This window comes from Pseudomonas sp. SWRI92 (genome assembly GCF_014268685.1).
Lineage (GTDB): Bacteria > Pseudomonadota > Gammaproteobacteria > Pseudomonadales > Pseudomonadaceae > Aquipseudomonas > Aquipseudomonas marvdashtae.
On sequence record NZ_JABWQY010000030.1, the window covers coordinates 1 to 17113 of the forward strand.

Consider the following 17113-nt stretch of genomic DNA (forward strand, 5'->3'; position numbering starts at 1 on the left):
CGATACTGGATACGATTAACGGTTTATCCGTATAACCTGAACCGCCGTATACGGAACCGTACGTACGGTGGTGTGAGAGGACGGCGGATGTAAATCCGCCTCCTACTCGATTTTGTTCCGAGGCCTGTGTCTGCCTGTTGGTGAGGGTAAAGGGGCCATTGTCGCGCTGCCGTGTGTACAGCTTGTTTGTTCCAGCCTCCTGTTCACCTAATCGCTGCTTTCCGTATTTCATGTAGTCCTTTTCCTATTTTGCAGTTGAGCCCTCTACTCGACCCCGGCTCTCAGCGAGAATGCCCGGTCGCCCCTCCTGTAGAGAAACGCCGATGTCCGATCCAGCCTGCGAGTTATCATTTCGTCTGGAGATAGCCGGTCTGTCCGAAGCGCTTACCGTCGTGGCCTTCACGGGCCGTGAAGCCATCAGCGAACCTTTTGTTTTCGAGGTGGAACTGGTGCTCGGCGACCTGACCCTGGACTTGGCGGGATTGCTGTACCGCGACGTATGGTTGAGTTTCGGGGCGCCGGATCGGGGCATCCACGGACAGCTTCACGAGCTTGTCCACCGGCATGGCGAGGCCTGTCGCGTGCGCATCGGGCCGAAGCTGGCGTGCCTCGCCCAGCGCTTTAGCCAACGGGTGTTCAATGCTTGTTCGGTGCCGCAGATCATTCGCCAGGTGCTCAAGGGGCATGGCATCAGTGGTCGCAACTTATGCCTGGACCTGAGCGGCGAATATCCGCCGCAGGATGTGTGTACCCAATATCGAGAATCGGACCTGCACTTCCTCCAACGGGTGTGCGCCCAGGCAGGGATTCACTTCCATTTCGAACACGCTCGGGATCGGCAGTGCCTGGTTTTCGCTGATACGGTGGTCGGAGTTCCCATCGCCGCCAAAGCGGTTTGCAGCGATGAAGGGCAAACCGGCGCAGTGCAGGCCTTCAGGGTACAGGTTGACGCTTCGGGAGTGCCGGTGGCACAAGGTCGCAGCGATCTGATGCACTTGCGTGCCGAGCAGGTTCTGTCTCTGACCGCACATTCATTCGAAAGACGGAACCAGCGCTGGCGATTGACCAAGGTGGAGCACCGAGGCCAGTCCGGCCTATATGGCAACCATTTCCGGGCCATTCCCTGGGAGTGGCCTTTCGTGGCGGACAGGGTGCCAGCCAAGCCCGTCATGGTGAGCAGGCAACGCGGATGGGTCGTGGAGGTCGACGAACCACCGCTGGCCGGACGAGTGGCGGTTCAGTTCGACTGGGCCTATCAGGGGGAGGGCGCCAGCCCCAGCCATTGTTGGCTGCCATTGGCGCCCGAGTTGGCGTCGCGCGGTGCGGGGGCCATTCGCGAGGGCACCGAAGTATTGGTGAGTTTTATCGAAGGCGATCCTGATCGGCCTTTGGTCTGCGCATTTCTCGGCGCTTCTGCCGACGCCCAGACGCCACAGACGCCACAGACGGCCTCGTCGGCCCCGTCCTCTCAGGCGGCCTCGGAGCCGTCTGGAGTCGATACATCCTTATTGTCCGCGATCCAGGCAGGCGAGCCGCTGGTCTTGCTTTGCCTGTTGCCCGGCGGGGGACGCTTCAGTCCTTGTGCCGAGCCAGTGTGTACGTGCCGCATGTTGACGCGGCACGGCGCGGGCGCTGCTCCATGACCGTCGCAATCCTGCCTGGCCCGGCCCCGCAATGGTTGCTGCTCGATGTGCCGGACGCGCCGGAGGCTGCGCAGCGCCTGCGCGAGCAATTCACAGAGGCGCGACGGTTCCCCCTGCTCGAAGACACCGAGTTCGACGAACTGAAGCAGCACGGCCCGTTGTTGGTGGATTTACGCCGGTCGCCCGCGCTGGCCAGCCTGTGCCAATTGGACGCCCAGTCCTGGCCAGGGCTGCTATTGGTGAGCGCGACGCCGGTCGAGTCGCTGCTGGCGCATTTGCGTCGCATGTTGACCGTGACGCTTGGCCTTCACCACAAGGCTTTGTTGAACTATTACAACCCGCACACCGCCAGCTATTTCTTCGATGGTTGCGATCCTCGGGAGCTCAGCTGCTGGCTCGGGCCGATCAGCGTATTGCGATGGTTCGGTGGTACTTGGGCTGACCGGGCGATGGGCTGCCAAGGTTGGCAACAACTCTCTAATCCAAGGCTGCCGGTGTCGGCGCTGGCGACCGAACATGGCCTCAGCGACAGGCAGCAAATCAGATTGCAGGAGTGCCTGCTGGAGCGTCACGTCTGGCAATGGTCCCGCTCCACGGGGCATGACTATTGGGTGCTCTGGGAGTATCTGCAACAGGGCCGGGCGCTGGGGTTCAGCGAGCAGGCGGTTGTCGACGGCTGGTTGTGGTTACGTCTGCAATATCCCGATGACCGGCCAGTGCCAGGGCTGGTGGGCGGCTCGCAGCGAGAACGTCTCGATCATCTGCGTCGGCTGTGGCAGGACGATCAAGGCTGAGCCGTCATCGAGCGGCAGCGTCGAGCCAGCCATCACGCCGGTGCAAGCGCCAGGCGACGGCGCCGAGCGTCAGGCTGCGCAATACCATGAACGACAGGAAGCTGATCCACAGTCCGTGGTTACCCAGTCCTTGCAGCGCCCAGGCGAATGGCAACGCCAGCAACAGCGTCAGCAGCATGCCGTTGCGCATTTCCCGGGCGCGGGTGGCGCCGATGAACAAGCCATCGAGCAAATAGCTCCACACCGCAATCAACGGCAGCGCCGCGAGGTACGGCAGGTAGTGGTAGGCGGTGTCGCGCACATCGGGGATGTTGGTTTGCATATCGATGAATAAATGCCCAGCAAGCAGAAACAGCAAGGCAAATCCGACGCTTGCGATGAGCGACCAACCGCAGGCGACCACCAGCGAGCGGCGCAGGGCCAGGCGATTCCGGGCGCCGATGGCGTGGCCACACAGCGCCTCGACGGCATGGGCCAGGCCGTCCAGGGCATGGGCGGTCAGCAGCAAGCCATTGAGCAGCAGGGCGTTTGCCGCCACCGTCGCATCCCCCAGGCGGGCGCCTTGCACGGTGATCAGGAAAAATACCGATTGCAGGATCAGGCTGCGGATGAAAATGTCCCGGTTCACCGCCAGCAATGGTCGCCAGCTCTGCCACAACCCCAGGGCCGCCCAGGCGATTCGTCCTGGCCAGGCGCGCAACGTGTGGCGGGCCAGGGCCAAGCCCACCAGCGCGCCCGTCCACTCGGCAATGACTGACGCCCGCGCCGAACCGGTCACGCCCCAATCCAGGCCAATGACGAACCAGAGGTTCAAGGCGATGTTCACCAGATTGGTGACTAGCAGTATCACCAATGGCGCGCGAGCATTCTGGGCGCCGAGAAACCAGCCCACCAGCGCGTAGCTGGCCAACGCCGCGGGCAAGCCGAAGAGTCGGGTGTGAAAGAAATCCCGCGTCAGCTGATCGAGTTCGGCCGATGGCTGCATGAAATGCAACGCGACGTCGCTCAGCGGCACGCCCACCGCGCCGAGCACAATCGCCAGCCCCATCGCCAGCAGCAGTCCTTGCAGCAACACCTGCCGCAACGCCGCCCCGTCACCCCGCCCGGCTGCCTGGGCGGCGAACCCGGTGGTGCCCATGCGCAGGAAACCCATGGCCCAGGCCAATACGGTATACAGACTCGCCCCGACGGCCACCGCGCCCAATTGATGGGCGTGCGGCAAGTGGCCGATGACGGTGCTGTCGACCAGCGCTACCAGCGGCACGGATATGTTCGAGAGAATCATCGGCGCGGCCAGCGCCCATACCCGGCGATGGGTGAGGCGGTCGCGCCAGTCAGCGATCAGGTTGGACATGGTGGCTCCTGGATGGAGCGCGATTGTAGCGGCTTCCAGTTGATCGTTCCTCTGCGTTCGGATTCATTGTGGCGAGGGGATTTATCGCCTCGCCACAATGGTATGCGGCTCGGGATCGATCAGAGCTTTAGTGAATGATCCAACTCAACAACCACAGCCCCAGTACCAGCCAGATGATGCCCATCACAATCGACGCCCGCATGAACGCGCGGATCGCCGAATACAGCAGCATCAGGCCGAGGATCAGCGCGATGATGCTGATGATCGACGTGTCCATGCCGAGGGTGCGGGACAAGCCATCGACGAAGTTGCCGCCGGCATTGGCCAGGGTATTGAACAGGCCGCTGAGCAGATCGACGATAAAACGGATCACCGAACCGAGCGCCTGGCCAAGCCATTCGAAAAAGCTTTCTACCTGCATGTGTGCATCCTGATGAAGGGGGATCGAAATCGAGCCTGGGCTCCTGATAGTAGGAGCGATGGCGGCTGCGATGGTTCGATTATGGGGTATTTCGCCGCTTCGTACCGAGACGCTTGCCTTCCCCCCATCATCCCCCGAAGCTATGCGCATTCAGGAGAGCCCGATGAACCTTGTTGAACTGACCGAACGCCTGCACGCCATACGTGACCGTAACGATTGGCGGCAATTTCACAGCCCGAAAAACCTCGCCATGGCCGCCAGTGTGGAGATGGCTGAGCTGGTGGAGATATTCCAATGGTTGACCGAGGACCAGTCGCGCCAATTGCCGGGGGATAAACTGGCCCATGCCGGGCAGGAGATCGGCGATATCGTGTTGTATCTGCTGTTGCTTTGCAGCGAGCTGGGGCTGGACATGGACGCCGTGGTACGCAGCAAGTTGGCCGACAGCGAGCGGCGGTTCGCCAATGAGTGACCGTCATTTCGATCAGCTCGCCACGCGCTTCGCTGAAAAAATCTACGGCGGCGCCAAGGGCGCGATTCGTCTGGCCGTGCTCCAGGCCGATCTGCTTGAAACCTTGCCAGACCGCCCGCTGCGGGTATTGGACATTGGCGCGGGGCTTGGACACATGTCGTTGTGGCTGGCCGAGCGGGGCCATCAGGTCACCCTGGCCGAGCCGGCCGAGCCCATGCTCGAAGGCGCCCGCCAGCGGTTTGCCGAGGCCGGCCAGAGCGCGACGTTCATCCAGGCGCCGTGGCAGGACCTGCTCGGCCAGCTCCCCGAGCCTTACGACCTGGTGCTGTGCCATGCGGTGCTCGAATGGCTGGCCGAGCCTCACGCTATCCTGCCCGTGCTGCATCAACTGACGGTGCCCGGCGGCTGGTTGTCCCTGGCCTTCTACAACCGTGACGCGCTGGTTTATCGCAACCTGCTCAAGGGGCATTTTCGAAAACTGCGCAAAAACGACATGGCCGGCGAAAAACAGAGCCTGACGCCGCAACAACCCCTTGATCCGCGGGAGTTGGCGGCGCAACTTGAAGACTTGTGGCAGGTCGAAATCCAGAGTGGCGTGCGGGTTTTTCATGACTACATGCCGGTGGAGTTCCAGGGGCGCGTAGAGCTTGCGCAGTTATTGGAAATGGAACTGGCCCACCGTCGCCATCCGGCGTTTGCCGGTTTGGGACGTTATCTGCACTGGGTCTGCCGTCCGGTGTGACTGGAGAGCGAAATGAAAGGTCGTTCAGGGTTATTGGTGTTGTGCCTGGGACTGGCAGCCTGCCAGGGCAGCAACCCGTATGTGGCGACATCCAATCCGTTGCCGCCGGCTCCGCCGGAGGCCGCCAAGGTGTTCGATCGCAGCGCCTATCCGGCGCCGCCCCGTGACTATGGGCGCTACCGCAGTTGGGCCTGGCTCAATGGTCGGCTGCCACCCGGCACGGCCTGGGCGGATTCGGCCCAAGTGGCCGAGGCGGTGAGCGAAGCCCTGGACCAGCGTGGCCTGCGCCCGCTGCATGACAATCGGCCGGCGGACCTTTTCGTCAGTGCCGACCTGCGCCTGGAGACTCGCATCCGCCAGGTTCGGGAAGATTATGATTCGGGTTATTACGGCGGCTACAACCGCTACGGCCCAGGCTACGGCATGTACAACACCGTTCCGATGGTGCGCACCTACCAAGAACAGGTCGTGGTGGTTCGGGTGGACCTGTTCGATGCCCGCAATGGCCAGCCGGTATGGAGCGCCAGTGCCGAGACGAGCCAGCGAGGCGATCAAAGCGAGCGCACCGACGCCATTCGTGAAGCAGTGGAAAAGGCCATGTCGGCTTATCCCCCCAGTTGATTACGCAACGGAGAAAAACCATGTTTCGCCGTCTTGCCTTGTTTGCCCTTGTCCTGTTGCTTGGCGCCTGTGCTTCCAATCAGGTCAACCATGATTTCGACACCAGCCGCGATTTCGCCGCCTACCGCAGCTGGAGCTGGAAAGAGCCGGCGTTGCAGTATCGCCCCGACGACCCACGCATCCAGAGCGACCTGACCGAGCAGCGGATCCGCCAGGCCGTCGCCGATCAACTCGACCAACGCGGCCTGCGTCCGGCGCCTGCCGGTGCCCGGGGCGATGTGCAAGTCCAGGCCTACCTGATCGTCGAGGATCGCCAGCAGCAGGTGACGACCAATTACGGTGGCGGTTGGGGCGGTCCTTGGAATGGTTACTGGGGCGGGCCGATGTACAACGAAACCCGCAACGTCAGCTACAAGGTCGCGACGGTGCAGATCGATCTGCTCGATGGCAAGGACGGCAAGCTGGTGTGGCGCGGCAGCGATGAGCAACTGCTGAGCAATTCGCCCAACCCGATCGATCGCAGCACCAAGGTGCGCGAGACAGTGGGGCGGATCCTGTCCAATTATCCGCCGCGCTGACCGTGAAAATTCTTGTCGGGAGCGAGCAGATTCGCTCCCGACAGAGGATTTATCGCCAAAACCGTCTGTTGCTCAAGCCACCGCCGGCCGCCACGTCCCGATCATATGCTCCAGCTCCCCAGCGCCTACCAATCGCAGCTTCCCGCTGGACCCCGCGGCGCTCGCCAGCAGTGTCACTTCGCTGGGAAGGCGTACCGGTTTCTTGAAGGTCACGTCGATCTCGATGTTGGCCTCGGGCAAATGGTCATCCAGCGCCGCCAAGGTCCGCGCCTTGTTCCATAGGCCGTGGGCAATGGCGCTAGGGAAACCGAACAGACGGGCGCTGGCGCTGCTCAGGTGGATCGGATTGTAGTCACCCGACACTTTCGCGTATTGCCGGCCAATGTCAGCCGGTGCGGTCCAGCGCGCCACTTCGGCCAACTCGTGGTCGACCTGCGGAGGGTCTTCGACCAAGGCACCATCAAGCTGGACGCCCTTGCACAACATCTGGCTTTCGGCCTCCCACAGCGGTCCCAATTGATCCTCGATACGGGTCACCAGATCGAACACCGCACCCTTGGCATGGGCTTGCAGGTTTTCGACATTGACGCTGGCCCGTACCTGACCGACCCCGCCCATGGGCCGCAGCACGCGGATGCGATTGCTCAGGTGGATCAGCCCCAGCAGCGGGAACGGAAAGTCCCGGTCGGTCAATAATTGCATTTGCAGGGCGAACGCCAGGACGTGCGGATAAGTCGGCGGCAGCAGCCCGCTTTCAGCGAAACCGCAGACCTTGCGATACGCCGCCAGGCGTTGCTGATCGACCTGGATCATCTGGCGCAGCCCAACGTCCGGCAACGTGGTACCGGTGATCTTGCGGCGTGTCGCGGCCTTTGCGTACAGCCCGGACATCGACGGCGCGGCGGTTATTTCATGCCATTGGATCGTCATGGTCATGCCCCCAACAGGCTTTGTCCGCAGACTCGCAGCGCCTGTCCGGTGACGGCGCCGGTTCCCGGTTGGGCGAGCCAGGCCACGGCTTCGGCGACATCCTGAGGCAAGCCGCCCTGGCCCAGCGAGCTCATGCGCCGCCCGGCTTCGCGCAGGCCAAAGGGAATATCGGCAGTCATGCGCGTTTCAATGAAGCCCGGCGCCACCGCATTGATACTGATCCCTCGCGTCTGCAGGGCTGGCGCCCAAGCCTGTGCCAGGCCGATCAGCCCGGCCTTGCTCGCGGCGTAATTGGTCTGGCCGCGATTGCCGGCGATGCCACTGATGGACGCCAGCAAAATCACCCGGCCGTTATCGCGCAGGGTGCCATTGTCGAGCAGGGCTTTGGTGAGCACTTGCGGTGCGTTGAGGTTGACCGCCAGTACTGCATCCCAGAATTCCGGGGTCATGTTGGCCAGGGTCTTGTCGCGAGTGATGCCGGCGTTATGCACCACGATATCGACGCCGTCGGGCAAATGTCCGATCAACTGGGTGGCTGCGTCTTCGGCACAAATGTCCAGTGTCACGCTGCGCCCGCTCAGGCGCGCAGCCAGCGCTTCGAGATCGGCCTTGGCCTGCGGAACGTCCAGCAGGATCACGTCGGCGCCATCACGGGCGAGGGTTTCGGCAATCGACGCACCAATGCCGCGCGCCGCGCCGGTAACCAGCGCCTTGAGCCCCGTCAGCGGTCGGGTCCAGTCCTGGACCTGGGTCTCACAGGCCTTGAGGCGGATGACTTGGCCGGAAACGTAGGCGCTTTTCGGCGACAGGAAGAACCGCAGGGCGCCTTCCAGCTGCGCTTCGGCACCGTCGCCGACGTACAGCAATTGCAGCGTCCCGCCGTTGCGCAGCTCCTTGGCCAGGGAACGACTGAAACCTTCCAAGGCCCGCTGGGCGCTGGCAGCAAACGGATCGCCGAGGCTTTCCGGGGCGCGGCCGAGGATGACGACATGGGCGCTGTGGTCGAGGTTTTTCATCAGTGGCTGGAAAAACTCGCGCAGCTGCTTGAGCTGGTCAACCTGCACCAGGTGGCTGGCGTCGTACACCACCGCCTTGATCTTCGGGCCGTGGCCGGGAATCCATTCGGTCGCCAGCGTCGGTTCGCCCCCGTAGATGAAAATGGCGTCAGTGAGGCGTTTGGCGAACGCGCCGACCTGTTCGGTCAACGGGCCGCCGCCCAGCAGCAAGGCGCCCTCGATTGGCCGCAAGCGCCCGGCTTGCCAACGCTCCAGGCGTACCGGCGATGGCAGGCCGAGAGCGCCAACCAGACGCAGGCCAATGGGCGAATTGGCGAAGTCTATGTAACGATCTGACATGGAACACACTCCGGCTGATGAGGTTCCAAGTGTGGACCATGTTTGGCAATCAGTCGTTCGATCGCCTGGATAAAGCCTAAGCTCATGCCGGGGCAGGCTATTGTTGACAGTTTCGGGCATACACAGGGAGTTTTTCCATGGCACAGCTACGCCGCGTCGCGATCATCGGCGGTAACCGCATTCCTTTCGCCCGTTCCAACGGGCCCTATGCCACTGCTAGCAACCAAGCGATGCTGACGGCCGCGCTCGAGGGCTTGATCGAGCGCTATAACCTGCACGGCGAGCACATCGGCGAAATGGCAGCGGGGGCGGTGCTGAAATTTTCCCGGGACATGAATCTGACCCGCGAATGCGTGCTCGGCTCAAGGCTGTCGCCGAGCACTCCAGCCTACGATGTGCAGCAGGCTTGCGGTACGGGTCTGGAAACCGTGCTGCTGGTGGCCAATAAAATCGCCCTGGGCCAGATCGACAGCGCCATCGCCGGCGGCGTGGACACCACCTCCGACGCACCGATCGGCGTCAATGAAGGGCTGCGCAGGATTCTGCTGCAAGCCAACCGCTCCAAGACCACCGCCGACAAGATCAAGGCGTTCTTGCAATTGCGCCCCCAGCATCTGGTTCCCGACCTGCCGCGCATCAACGAACCGCGCACGGGCCTGAACATGGGGCAGCACTGCGAATTGATGGCGCAGACCTGGCAGATTCCCCGTGAAGAACAGGACCAGCTGGCGTTGGAAAGTCATCAGAAAATGGCCGCTTCTTATGCCGAAGGCTGGCACAACGATTTGATGACACCTTTTCTCGGCCTGACCCGCGACAACAACCTGCGTCCGGACCTGACCCTGGAGAAGCTCGCCTCGTTGAAACCGGCTTTCGAAAAAAGCGCCAAGGGCACATTGACGGCGGGCAACGCCACGCCGCTGACCGATGGCGCCTCGCTGGTATTGTTGGGCAGTGAGGAATGGGCCAAGGCCCGTGGGCTGCCGATCCTGGCGTACCTGCGCGATGGCGAAACGGCGGCGGTGGATTTCGTCAATGGCGCCGAAGGGTTGCTGATGGCGCCGGTCTATGCCGTGCCACGGCTGTTGGCACGCAACGGCCTGACGTTGCAGGACTTCGATTACTACGAGATCCACGAGGCATTCGCTGCCCAGGTGTTGTGCACCTTGAAAGCCTGGGAGGACGCGGACTATTGCAAAACCCGCCTGGGCCTCGATGCGCCGCTGGGTGCCATCGACCGCGGCCGGTTAAACGTGAAAGGCAGCTCACTGGCCGCCGGTCACCCGTTTGCCGCCACCGGCGGACGGATCGTCGCCAACCTGGCCAAATTGCTGGACGCGGCGGGGAAGGGCCGGGGGCTGATATCCATCTGCGCGGCCGCCGGCCAAGGTGTGACGGCGATTATCGAGCGCTGACGGTGGCTTCGCGCGGCTGAGTCGCTTGCGCTCGCCTGCGGCTGGCGTAGCGTTCGGCGAGGATCGAGCAAACGATCAATTGCAGCGGGTGATAGATCATGATCGGCAACAGGATCAGCCCAAGCCCGGGGTTGTTGCCGAAGATCAGCGCCGCCATCGGCACGCCAGCCGCGAGGGATTTCTTGCTGGCACAAAACACTGCGGCGATTTCATCGGCGTTGCTGAACCGCAGGGCGCGAGCGGTGCGGGTGGTCATCCACAGAATGACCGCCAGCAACACGGCGCTGCCCAGTGCCGCGCTAAGCAGCACGCTATTGCCTTGTTGCTGCCAGATCCCCGACACCATCGAATTACAGAACGCCGCGTAGACCAGCAGCAGGATGACGAGCTTGTCGATGACGCTGGTGTAGCGTTTGTAGCGGGCGAAAAAACCGCCCAGCCAGCGCCGCAGGAACTGCCCGAGCACCAGCGGCAGCAGCAACATCAGGCAAAGATCGAGCAGTGTCGAACCCAGGTCGATGCCACCGGCACCGCTGCCGACCACTAGACTGACCAACAGGGGTGTCAGGAAGATCCCCAGCACGCTGGACAGGCTGGCGTTGAGAATCGCCGCCGGCACGTTGCCGCCCGCGCTGCCGGTCAGGGCCACTGACGAAGAAATGGTCGACGGCAGGGCGCATAGATAGAAGAAGCCCAGCATCAACAACGCCGGCACATGGCTGCGCAACAGCCAGTTGCTGAGCAACCAGATCAGCGGAAATACGACAAACGTAAAGCCTTGCACCATCAGGTGCAGGCGGATGTTCTTGAAGCCATGGCGGATCTGTTCGCCGGACAGATTGACCCCATGGAGGAAAAACACCACGAAGATGCCGATATTGACTACCCATTCAGCATGCATGGCACCGCCAGTGGCGCCGAAGCGGGGGAAAAAGTAAGCCAGCAGCGTGGCGAGCAACATGCCGCAGAGGAACCAGTCGGTCACCATGCGTTTGAGATGTTGGAGAATGTGCATAGGCCACCGCGCGTTGAAAGAGAAGTCGACTTAGCCTAACGTCGCCTTACACAGTCGTCTTGCGACATAAGGCCAATCAATGCCGACTAACGGACACCAACAGCTCGAACGGCGCATTCCCGACCTGACGGAACTGCCCAGGCCGCTTTATGCCCGGGTCGAAAGTTTGAACGCCGGATCATGGACGCCGGTTCACCGTCACGATTGGGTGCAATTTTCCTATGCGATCAGCGGCGTGCTCGGCGTCCATACCGCCGAGGGGAGTTTCTTTGCACCGCCGCAGTGGGGGATCTGGATCCCGGCGGATCTGGAGCATCATGTCGTGTCCTCCATGCGGGCGGAAATGCGCAGTCTTTATGTCCATCGCCAAGCGTGCCCGTGGGCCGAGGACCGCTGTCGGGTGCTGGAAGTCACGCCGCTGGCGCGGGAGCTGATCAAGATGTTCTGTCAGTTCCCCGCCACATATCCCGAGGGCGATACCGAGGAAGCACGCCTGGTCCAGGTACTGCTGGATCAACTGGCAGCACTGCCGGAAGTGGGCTTTTCCCTGCCATTGCCCCGTCACGCGCGTTTGCTGGAACTGTGCAATGAATTGATCGAACAGCCAGAAGGCAGCGTGACGCTGCAAGCCTGGGCGGAACGCCTGGGCACGTCGGAAAAGACTGTGATGCGTCTGTTTCAGCGTGAAACCGGTTTGAGTTTCCGCGCCTGGCGCCAGCGCATGCGATTGTTGTCTTCCCTGCAATCGCTGGAAAAAGGCGACAGCGTGACCAGCGCGGCGTTGTCCTGCGGGTATGATTCAACGTCCGCTTTCATCGCGGCATTCAAGGGGCTGTTCGGTTTTACGCCGGGCGAACTGTTCAAGCATTGATCCATTTGTCAGCTCTTGTCGCAAATGCCTGCATATTCATTTAGCAGCGCCGCACCCGGTCTCGGCTATGATTCGGCTCGGTTGACTTGGACCGGCACAGTGTGTGCATCCAAGGTTCATAGGTCGGCCCCCCTCCCCGTGAGGGGAGGATTGCCGTATAACGACCTGTCATTCGCGTGTTTGGTAATAAAGGACCCAGAATAAAAGCTGATGAAGACTCCAAAACGCATTGAACCCCTGATCGAGGACGGTCTGGTCGACGAGGTGCTGCGCCCACTCATGAGTGGTAAAGAAGCAGCTGTTTATGTGGTGCGCTGCGGCAACGAGCTACGTTGCGCCAAGGTCTACAAGGAGGCGAACAAGCGAAGTTTTCGCCAGGCGGCCGAATATCAGGAAGGCCGCAAGGTCCGCAACAGCCGTCAGGCCCGCGCCATGGCGAAAGGGTCGAAGTTTGGGCGCAAGGAAACCGAGGACGCCTGGCAGAATGCCGAAGTGGCCGCGCTGTTCCGGTTGGCCAGCGCTGGCGTGCGAGTCCCCAAGCCGTACGACTTCCTGGAGGGCGTGCTGCTGATGGAACTCGTGGCCGACGAGTACGGCGATGCCGCGCCGCGCCTGAACGATGTGGTGCTGGAGCCGGACCAGGCCCGTGAATACCATGCATTCCTGATCTCCCAGATCGTGCTGATGCTGTGTACCGGCCTGGTGCACGGCGACCTGTCGGAGTTCAACGTGCTGCTCACGCCGACCGGCCCGGTGATCATCGACTTGCCGCAAGCGGTGGATGCTGCGGGCAACAACCACGCCTTCAGCATGCTGGAGCGGGATGTTGGCAACATGGCGTCCTACTTTGGCCGGTTTGCTCCGGAGCTGAAACGCACCAAGTACGCCAAGGAAATGTGGGCCCTGTTCGAGGCCGGCACCCTGCACCCGGCCAGCGTGTTGACCGGTGAGTTCGACGAGCCGGAAGAGCTGGCGGATGTCGGTGGGATCATGCGCGAGATCGAAGCCGCGCGCCTCGACGAGGAACGTCGCCAGGCTGTACGCGCGGCCGACGATGCGCCGCCTGGCAAGACCGAAGAACCGCCTCCGCCTTGGATGCAGTGATCGGTTGATCCTGAAACCCGGCCCCGGCCGGGTTTTTTGTAAGGGCAACGCCTGCGCTCAGCGGTTGGTGCCCAGTGCTCGGGCTTGCGCTGTTTCCGTGCAGCATCCAGATGCCAGTTCCTTGAGGATCGGGCAGTCCGGGCGATGGTCGCCGTGGCAATGTTCCACCAGGTCCTGGAGGGTGTCGCGCAGTTCGGCCAGTTCGCGGATTTTCTGGTTTAACTCGTCAATGTGCTGCCGCGCCAGCGTCTTGACATCGGCGCTGGCGCGTTGGCGGTCTTGCCACAGGGTCAGCAATTTGCCGACTTCCTCCAGGGAAAATCCCAAGTCCCGGGAACGCTTGATGAAGGCCAGCGTGTGCAGGTCTTCCTTGCCATAGATCCGATATCCACTGTCCGTGCGATGGGCTGGCTTGAGCAGGCCGATGGATTCGTAATACCGGATCATTTTCGCGCTCAGTCCGCTCTGGCGGGCCGCTTGGCCGATGTTCATCGCTTGTCCTCCAAGTGCTTGGGCGTCCAGAACTTCAACAGTAATGCATTGCTCACTACGCTGACGCTCGACAGCGCCATGGCTGCGCCGGCCAGCACCGGGTTGAGCAGGCCGAACGCCGCCAACGGGATGCCGATCAGGTTATAGACGAAGGCCCAGAACAGGTTCTGGCGGATCTTGGCGTAGGTCTTGCGGCTGATGTCCAACGCCGCCGGGACCAGGCGCGGATCGCCGCGCATCAGGGTGATGCCAGCGGCGTGCATCGCTACGTCGGTGCCGCCGCCCATGGCGATGCCGATGTCTGCGGCAGCCAGTGCCGGAGCGTCGTTGATACCGTCGCCGACCATCGCCACCACCGAATGGCTTTTCAATTGCTCGACGATGGCAGATTTATCGGCTGGCAATACTTCGGCGTGGACGTTGGTGATGCCCAGCGCCTGGGCGACAACCCGGGCGCTGCCGCGGTTATCGCCCGTGAGCAAGTGGCTGGCGATATGGCGCTGGTTCAAGGCTTCTACCGCAGCGAGAGCACCCGGCTTGAGCGTGTCGCCAAAGGCAAACAGGCCCAGGACCCGAGGTGCCGTGCCTTGTTCGATCAGCCAGGACAGCGTCCGGCCTTCGCTTTCCCAAACCTGCGCCGACTCGTCCAGCGAACCGGGGCTCAGCGCGAGTTCGTCCAGCAGACGTCGATTGCCCAGGGCCAGGCGGCGCCCATCCAGGCTGCCGGCGATGCCGCGTCCGGTCAGGGATTGGCTATCGCTGACATCCGGTACGTTCAAGCCCCGCTCGGCACAGGCGTCCAGCACCGCTTTGGCCAGCGGATGTTCGCTGCCCCGCTGCAGGGCGCCAGCCAACCTCAGCAGCGTGTCCCGGTCGCCGTCGAGCGCGCTCAAGTGAGCGATGCGCGGCGTGCCGGACGTCAAGGTCCCGGTCTTGTCGAACACTACGGTGTTGACTGCGTGGGCGCGCTCCAGCGCCTCGGCGTCCTTGATCAGGATCCCGTGACGCGCGGCGACGCCAGTGCCGGCCATGATCGCCGTCGGCGTCGCCAGGCCCAGGGCGCACGGACAGGCGATCACCAGCACGGCAACGGCATTGATCAACGCTGTCTCCAGCGGCGCACCGTACAACCACCAGCCGAGCAACGTGGCGAGCGCCAGCACCAATACGACCGGGACGAATACCTGGCTGACTTTGTCCACCAGCTTTTGAATGGGCGCCTTGGCCGCCTGGGCGTCTTCCACCAGGCGGATGATGCGTGCCAGCACGGTCTCGGCGCCCAGCGCCAGCGTGCGGACCAGCAGTCGACCTTCGCCATTGATGGCGCCGCCGGTGACTTTGTCGCCGGGTTGCTTGGGCACCGGCAGGCTTTCGCCGCTGATCAGTGCTTCGTCGGCGTGGCTCTGGCCTTCCAGCACCTCGCCGTCCACCGGAAAGCGTTCGCCGGGCTTGACCAGCACCTGATCATTCAAACGCAGGGCGCTGATGGCGACGTCGCGTTCCTCTCCGTCAATGACTTGGATCGCCCGTTCTGGTCGCAAGGCTTCAAGGGCGCGGATGGCGCTGGCGGTTTGCCGCTTGGCGCGGCTTTCCAGGTATTTGCCCAGCAACACCAAGGCAATCACCACCGCCGACGCCTCGAAGTACAAGTGCGGCATGCTGCCCGGCCGGGCCATCGCCCATTCGTAAAGGCTCAGGCCATAGCCGGCGCTGGTCCCCAACGCTACCAGCAGGTCCATGTTCCCCGCGCCGGCGCGGACGGCTTTGAACGCTGCAAGGTAAAAACGCGCACCGAAGATGAATTGCACCGGCGTCGCCAAGGCGAACTGCGCCCAGGCCGGCAGCATCCAGTGCACGCCAAGCGGTTCCAGCAACATCGGCAATATCAGCGGGATGGACAGCACAATCGCCAGGACCAAGGCCAAGCGCTCACGCTTCAGGTGGTCGGTTTGTGCTGTGCGAGGAGGCTGCTCGGCTTGCCAGACGCTGGCGTCGTAACCGGCGCGCTTGACCGCATCGATCAGGCTTTGCGGATTGACCTGCCCGAGCAATTCGAGGTGCGCGCGCTCATTGGCCAGGTTGACGCTGGCACGGCTGACTCCGGCGACTTTAGCCAACGCCCGTTCGACGCGGCCGACGCAGGAAGCGCAGGTCATGCCTTCGATGCTCAACTCCAGGGTTTGGACCGGAACGCTATAGCCTGCCTGCTCAACCGCTTGCATCAAGGCCGGCAGGCTTTCCCTGGGTGCCTGGATCCGCGCCTGTTCCGTTGCCAGGTTGACGCTGACGGCGCTGGCGCCGGCGACTTTGCTCAAGGCACGTTCGACCCGTCCGGCACAACTGGCGCAGGTCATGCCGGAGATCGGCAGATCGAAGGTGGTGGATTCGGGCATGGGGCAGGCTCCCTGTAGTGGATGACCACAGGATCAACCTTGCCATGCTGGCAAGGTCAAGCGCCAGTTTCAACGAGTGACCGAAACCCTGGGGGGCGGGGCAAACCCGCACCCTTCGCTTATGATGGGTCAGTAACCGAGCCCAGCCTGCTTGAGGTACATGCCTTGATCATTCATGGCGATGCGGAACTTCAAGATGTCACCGGCCCTGAGGGTGATGTTCTGCGATCCCGGCGCGAGCATGCCCGGGTTGCAACCCGGCGCCTGTCCCGGCAGCAATTTCAGGCGCAAGGAAAACTGTCCCGGTGGCAGGTTGAACGAGGTGCTTTGCTCCTGGAACAGCCTGGCCGAGAGCTGATCCTGGATGTAGATGCCGATTTCGCAATTGGTCGACACCTCCAGGCGCTCGCGAGAAATGATCAACACGCCGTAATCCTCGCCGGCGGCCGATGCCTGGGGCGCCACCGCTGAAAAACCGAGCATGCAAAACAGACTGAACGCTGACCAGCGCATGGCTGAACCTCCGGTGTGAAATCCTTGATAGGTGCAGCTTGGCCGAGCGCGACGCCGATTGCCAGCCCGGCAGTTTTCGCCAGAACTTGACCTTGCCATGATGGCAAGCTTGAAACTGCGGGCAACCTCAAGCCAAGGAGTCATTTTCATGCAAATCTTCAATGTTCAGGGCATGTCCTGCGGTCATTGTGTCAAGGCCATTACCCAGGCTCTTCAGACCAAAGACGCGGGAGCCGAAGTAAAGATCGATCTGGGCGCCAAGACCGTTGAGGTCGAAAGCAAGTTGTCGTCCGAAGCCGTGATCGAAGCAATCCAGGAAGAAGGATATGAAGTCCGTCCTCTTGAAACATTTTAATCGTTAGCGACCTATCGGAATGTTCAAGAGCGTCGAGCCCGGCTA

General features: G+C 62.4%; 19 protein-coding genes. 10 read left to right on the top strand and 9 right to left on the bottom strand.

The window, feature by feature from the left end:
- Positions 1–232, bottom strand: a 232-nt coding sequence (locus HU762_RS26835) for a hypothetical protein (protein ID WP_238340442.1), incomplete at its 3' end; no start/stop codon positions are given.
- A 91-nt stretch (positions 233–323) separates the two neighbouring features.
- On the opposite strand from HU762_RS26835, the gene HU762_RS26125 reads away from it, so the two are divergent.
- Together HU762_RS26125 and HU762_RS26130 are read left to right on the top strand one after the other, a co-directional pair.
- A complete protein-coding gene (locus tag HU762_RS26125; RefSeq protein ID WP_186641783.1) occupies positions 324–1643 on the top strand; it encodes a contractile injection system protein, VgrG/Pvc8 family in 1320 nt (439 codons plus the stop codon).
- On the top strand, positions 1640–2437 hold the full coding sequence (locus HU762_RS26130) for a DUF4123 domain-containing protein (RefSeq protein WP_186641785.1): 798 nt from the start codon (positions 1640–1642) through the stop codon (positions 2435–2437). Before HU762_RS26125 ends, HU762_RS26130 begins: the two co-directional genes overlap by 4 nt.
- Before the next feature lie 4 nt (positions 2438–2441).
- Here HU762_RS26130 and HU762_RS26135 read toward each other — a convergent pair whose 3' ends face one another.
- Both HU762_RS26135 and HU762_RS26140 read right to left on the bottom strand, forming a co-directional pair.
- The gene (locus tag HU762_RS26135) at positions 2442–3791 is read right to left on the bottom strand and encodes an MATE family efflux transporter (protein WP_186641787.1); all 1350 of its coding nucleotides are present in this window, start codon (positions 3789–3791) and stop codon (positions 2442–2444) included.
- Between the two features lie 127 nt (positions 3792–3918).
- On the bottom strand, positions 3919–4212 hold the full coding sequence (locus HU762_RS26140) for a hypothetical protein (protein ID WP_003197447.1): 294 nt from the start codon (positions 4210–4212) through the stop codon (positions 3919–3921).
- 163 nt (positions 4213–4375) lie between these two features.
- Here HU762_RS26140 and HU762_RS26145 point away from each other — a divergent pair, with 163 nt between their 5' ends.
- The 4 genes from HU762_RS26145 to HU762_RS26160 are packed head-to-tail and all read left to right on the top strand — an operon-like array spanning position 4376 to position 6625.
- Complete coding sequence (locus HU762_RS26145) at positions 4376–4684, top strand: MazG-like family protein (protein WP_186641789.1); 309 nt, start codon at positions 4376–4378, stop codon at positions 4682–4684.
- Positions 4677–5426: a methyltransferase gene (locus tag HU762_RS26150; RefSeq protein WP_186641791.1), complete on the top strand. Its 750-nt coding sequence runs from the start codon at positions 4677–4679 to the stop codon at positions 5424–5426. Before HU762_RS26145 ends, HU762_RS26150 begins: the two co-directional genes overlap by 8 nt.
- 12 nt (positions 5427–5438) lie before the next feature.
- The gene (locus HU762_RS26155; RefSeq protein ID WP_186641792.1) at positions 5439–6047 is read left to right on the top strand and encodes a DUF4136 domain-containing protein; all 609 of its coding nucleotides are present in this window, start codon (positions 5439–5441) and stop codon (positions 6045–6047) included.
- Positions 6048–6067: 20 nt separating this feature from the next.
- On the top strand, positions 6068–6625 hold the full coding sequence (locus HU762_RS26160) for a DUF4136 domain-containing protein (RefSeq protein WP_186641793.1): 558 nt from the start codon (positions 6068–6070) through the stop codon (positions 6623–6625).
- A gap of 72 nt (positions 6626–6697) precedes the next feature.
- On the opposite strand, the gene HU762_RS26165 is transcribed toward HU762_RS26160, so the two are convergent.
- Together HU762_RS26165 and HU762_RS26170 are read right to left on the bottom strand one after the other, a co-directional pair.
- Positions 6698–7555, bottom strand: a complete 858-nt coding sequence (locus HU762_RS26165) for a MaoC/PaaZ C-terminal domain-containing protein (RefSeq protein WP_186641794.1) — start codon at positions 7553–7555, stop codon at positions 6698–6700.
- 2 nt (positions 7556–7557) lie between these two features.
- Entirely contained in the window at positions 7558–8910 is a 1353-nt protein-coding gene (locus tag HU762_RS26170) for a 3-oxoacyl-ACP reductase (protein ID WP_186641795.1), read from the bottom strand.
- Positions 8911–9047: 137 nt separating this feature from the next.
- On the opposite strand from HU762_RS26170, the gene HU762_RS26175 reads away from it, so the two are divergent.
- Entirely contained in the window at positions 9048–10325 is a 1278-nt protein-coding gene (locus HU762_RS26175) for an acetyl-CoA C-acetyltransferase (protein WP_186641796.1), read from the top strand.
- Here HU762_RS26175 and HU762_RS26180 read toward each other — a convergent pair.
- Entirely contained in the window at positions 10312–11340 is a 1029-nt protein-coding gene (locus tag HU762_RS26180) for a bile acid:sodium symporter family protein (RefSeq protein ID WP_186641798.1), read from the bottom strand. The genes HU762_RS26175 and HU762_RS26180 overlap by 14 nt on opposite strands.
- Before the next feature lie 79 nt (positions 11341–11419).
- On the opposite strand from HU762_RS26180, the gene HU762_RS26185 reads away from it, so the two are divergent.
- Complete coding sequence (locus HU762_RS26185; RefSeq protein WP_186641800.1) at positions 11420–12211, top strand: helix-turn-helix transcriptional regulator; 792 nt, start codon at positions 11420–11422, stop codon at positions 12209–12211.
- Between the two features lie 210 nt (positions 12212–12421).
- Complete coding sequence (locus HU762_RS26190; protein ID WP_186641802.1) at positions 12422–13315, top strand: PA4780 family RIO1-like protein kinase; 894 nt, start codon at positions 12422–12424, stop codon at positions 13313–13315.
- A 57-nt stretch (positions 13316–13372) separates the two neighbouring features.
- Here HU762_RS26190 and cueR read toward each other — a convergent pair whose 3' ends face one another.
- The 3 genes from cueR to HU762_RS26205 form a co-directional block, all read right to left on the bottom strand.
- Positions 13373–13807, bottom strand: coding sequence for a Cu(I)-responsive transcriptional regulator (gene cueR / locus HU762_RS26195; RefSeq protein ID WP_186641803.1), 435 nt, complete (start codon positions 13805–13807; stop codon positions 13373–13375).
- Positions 13804–16200 (bottom strand): heavy metal translocating P-type ATPase, encoded by a 2397-nt coding sequence (locus HU762_RS26200; protein WP_186641804.1) that lies wholly within the window; start codon positions 16198–16200, stop codon positions 13804–13806. Before HU762_RS26200 ends, cueR begins: the two co-directional genes overlap by 4 nt.
- 129 nt (positions 16201–16329) lie before the next feature.
- Positions 16330–16713 carry a hypothetical protein gene (locus tag HU762_RS26205; RefSeq protein WP_186641805.1) on the bottom strand — a complete coding sequence of 128 codons (384 nt, stop codon included), beginning with the start codon at positions 16711–16713 and terminating at the stop codon, positions 16330–16332.
- 148 nt (positions 16714–16861) lie between these two features.
- Here HU762_RS26205 and HU762_RS26210 point away from each other — a divergent pair, with 148 nt between their 5' ends.
- Positions 16862–17068, top strand: coding sequence for a cation transporter (locus HU762_RS26210; protein ID WP_186641806.1), 207 nt, complete (start codon positions 16862–16864; stop codon positions 17066–17068).
- Positions 17069–17113: the final 45 nt, after the last annotated feature.

Coding starts and splice junctions, on each gene's coding strand:
- HU762_RS26140 (WP_003197447.1), bottom strand. CDS start 4,212: ATGCAGGTAGAAAGCTTTTTCGAATGGCTTGGCCAGGCGCTCGGTTCG.
- HU762_RS26170 (WP_186641795.1), bottom strand. CDS start 8,910: ATGTCAGATCGTTACATAGACTTCGCCAATTCGCCCATTGGCCTGCGT.
- HU762_RS26205 (WP_186641805.1), bottom strand. CDS start 16,713: ATGCGCTGGTCAGCGTTCAGTCTGTTTTGCATGCTCGGTTTTTCAGCG.
- HU762_RS26160 (WP_186641793.1), top strand. CDS start 6,068: ATGTTTCGCCGTCTTGCCTTGTTTGCCCTTGTCCTGTTGCTTGGCGCC.
- HU762_RS26175 (WP_186641796.1), top strand. CDS start 9,048: ATGGCACAGCTACGCCGCGTCGCGATCATCGGCGGTAACCGCATTCCT.
- HU762_RS26180 (WP_186641798.1), bottom strand. CDS start 11,340: ATGCACATTCTCCAACATCTCAAACGCATGGTGACCGACTGGTTCCTC.
- HU762_RS26130 (WP_186641785.1), top strand. CDS start 1,640: ATGACCGTCGCAATCCTGCCTGGCCCGGCCCCGCAATGGTTGCTGCTC.
- HU762_RS26190 (WP_186641802.1), top strand. CDS start 12,422: ATGAAGACTCCAAAACGCATTGAACCCCTGATCGAGGACGGTCTGGTC.
- HU762_RS26155 (WP_186641792.1), top strand. CDS start 5,439: ATGAAAGGTCGTTCAGGGTTATTGGTGTTGTGCCTGGGACTGGCAGCC.
- HU762_RS26165 (WP_186641794.1), bottom strand. CDS start 7,555: ATGACGATCCAATGGCATGAAATAACCGCCGCGCCGTCGATGTCCGGG.
- HU762_RS26125 (WP_186641783.1), top strand. CDS start 324: ATGTCCGATCCAGCCTGCGAGTTATCATTTCGTCTGGAGATAGCCGGT.
- HU762_RS26200 (WP_186641804.1), bottom strand. CDS start 16,200: ATGCCCGAATCCACCACCTTCGATCTGCCGATCTCCGGCATGACCTGC.
- HU762_RS26185 (WP_186641800.1), top strand. CDS start 11,420: ATGCCGACTAACGGACACCAACAGCTCGAACGGCGCATTCCCGACCTG.
- HU762_RS26210 (WP_186641806.1), top strand. CDS start 16,862: ATGCAAATCTTCAATGTTCAGGGCATGTCCTGCGGTCATTGTGTCAAG.
- HU762_RS26150 (WP_186641791.1), top strand. CDS start 4,677: ATGAGTGACCGTCATTTCGATCAGCTCGCCACGCGCTTCGCTGAAAAA.
- HU762_RS26145 (WP_186641789.1), top strand. CDS start 4,376: ATGAACCTTGTTGAACTGACCGAACGCCTGCACGCCATACGTGACCGT.
- cueR (WP_186641803.1), bottom strand. CDS start 13,807: ATGAACATCGGCCAAGCGGCCCGCCAGAGCGGACTGAGCGCGAAAATG.
- HU762_RS26135 (WP_186641787.1), bottom strand. CDS start 3,791: ATGTCCAACCTGATCGCTGACTGGCGCGACCGCCTCACCCATCGCCGG.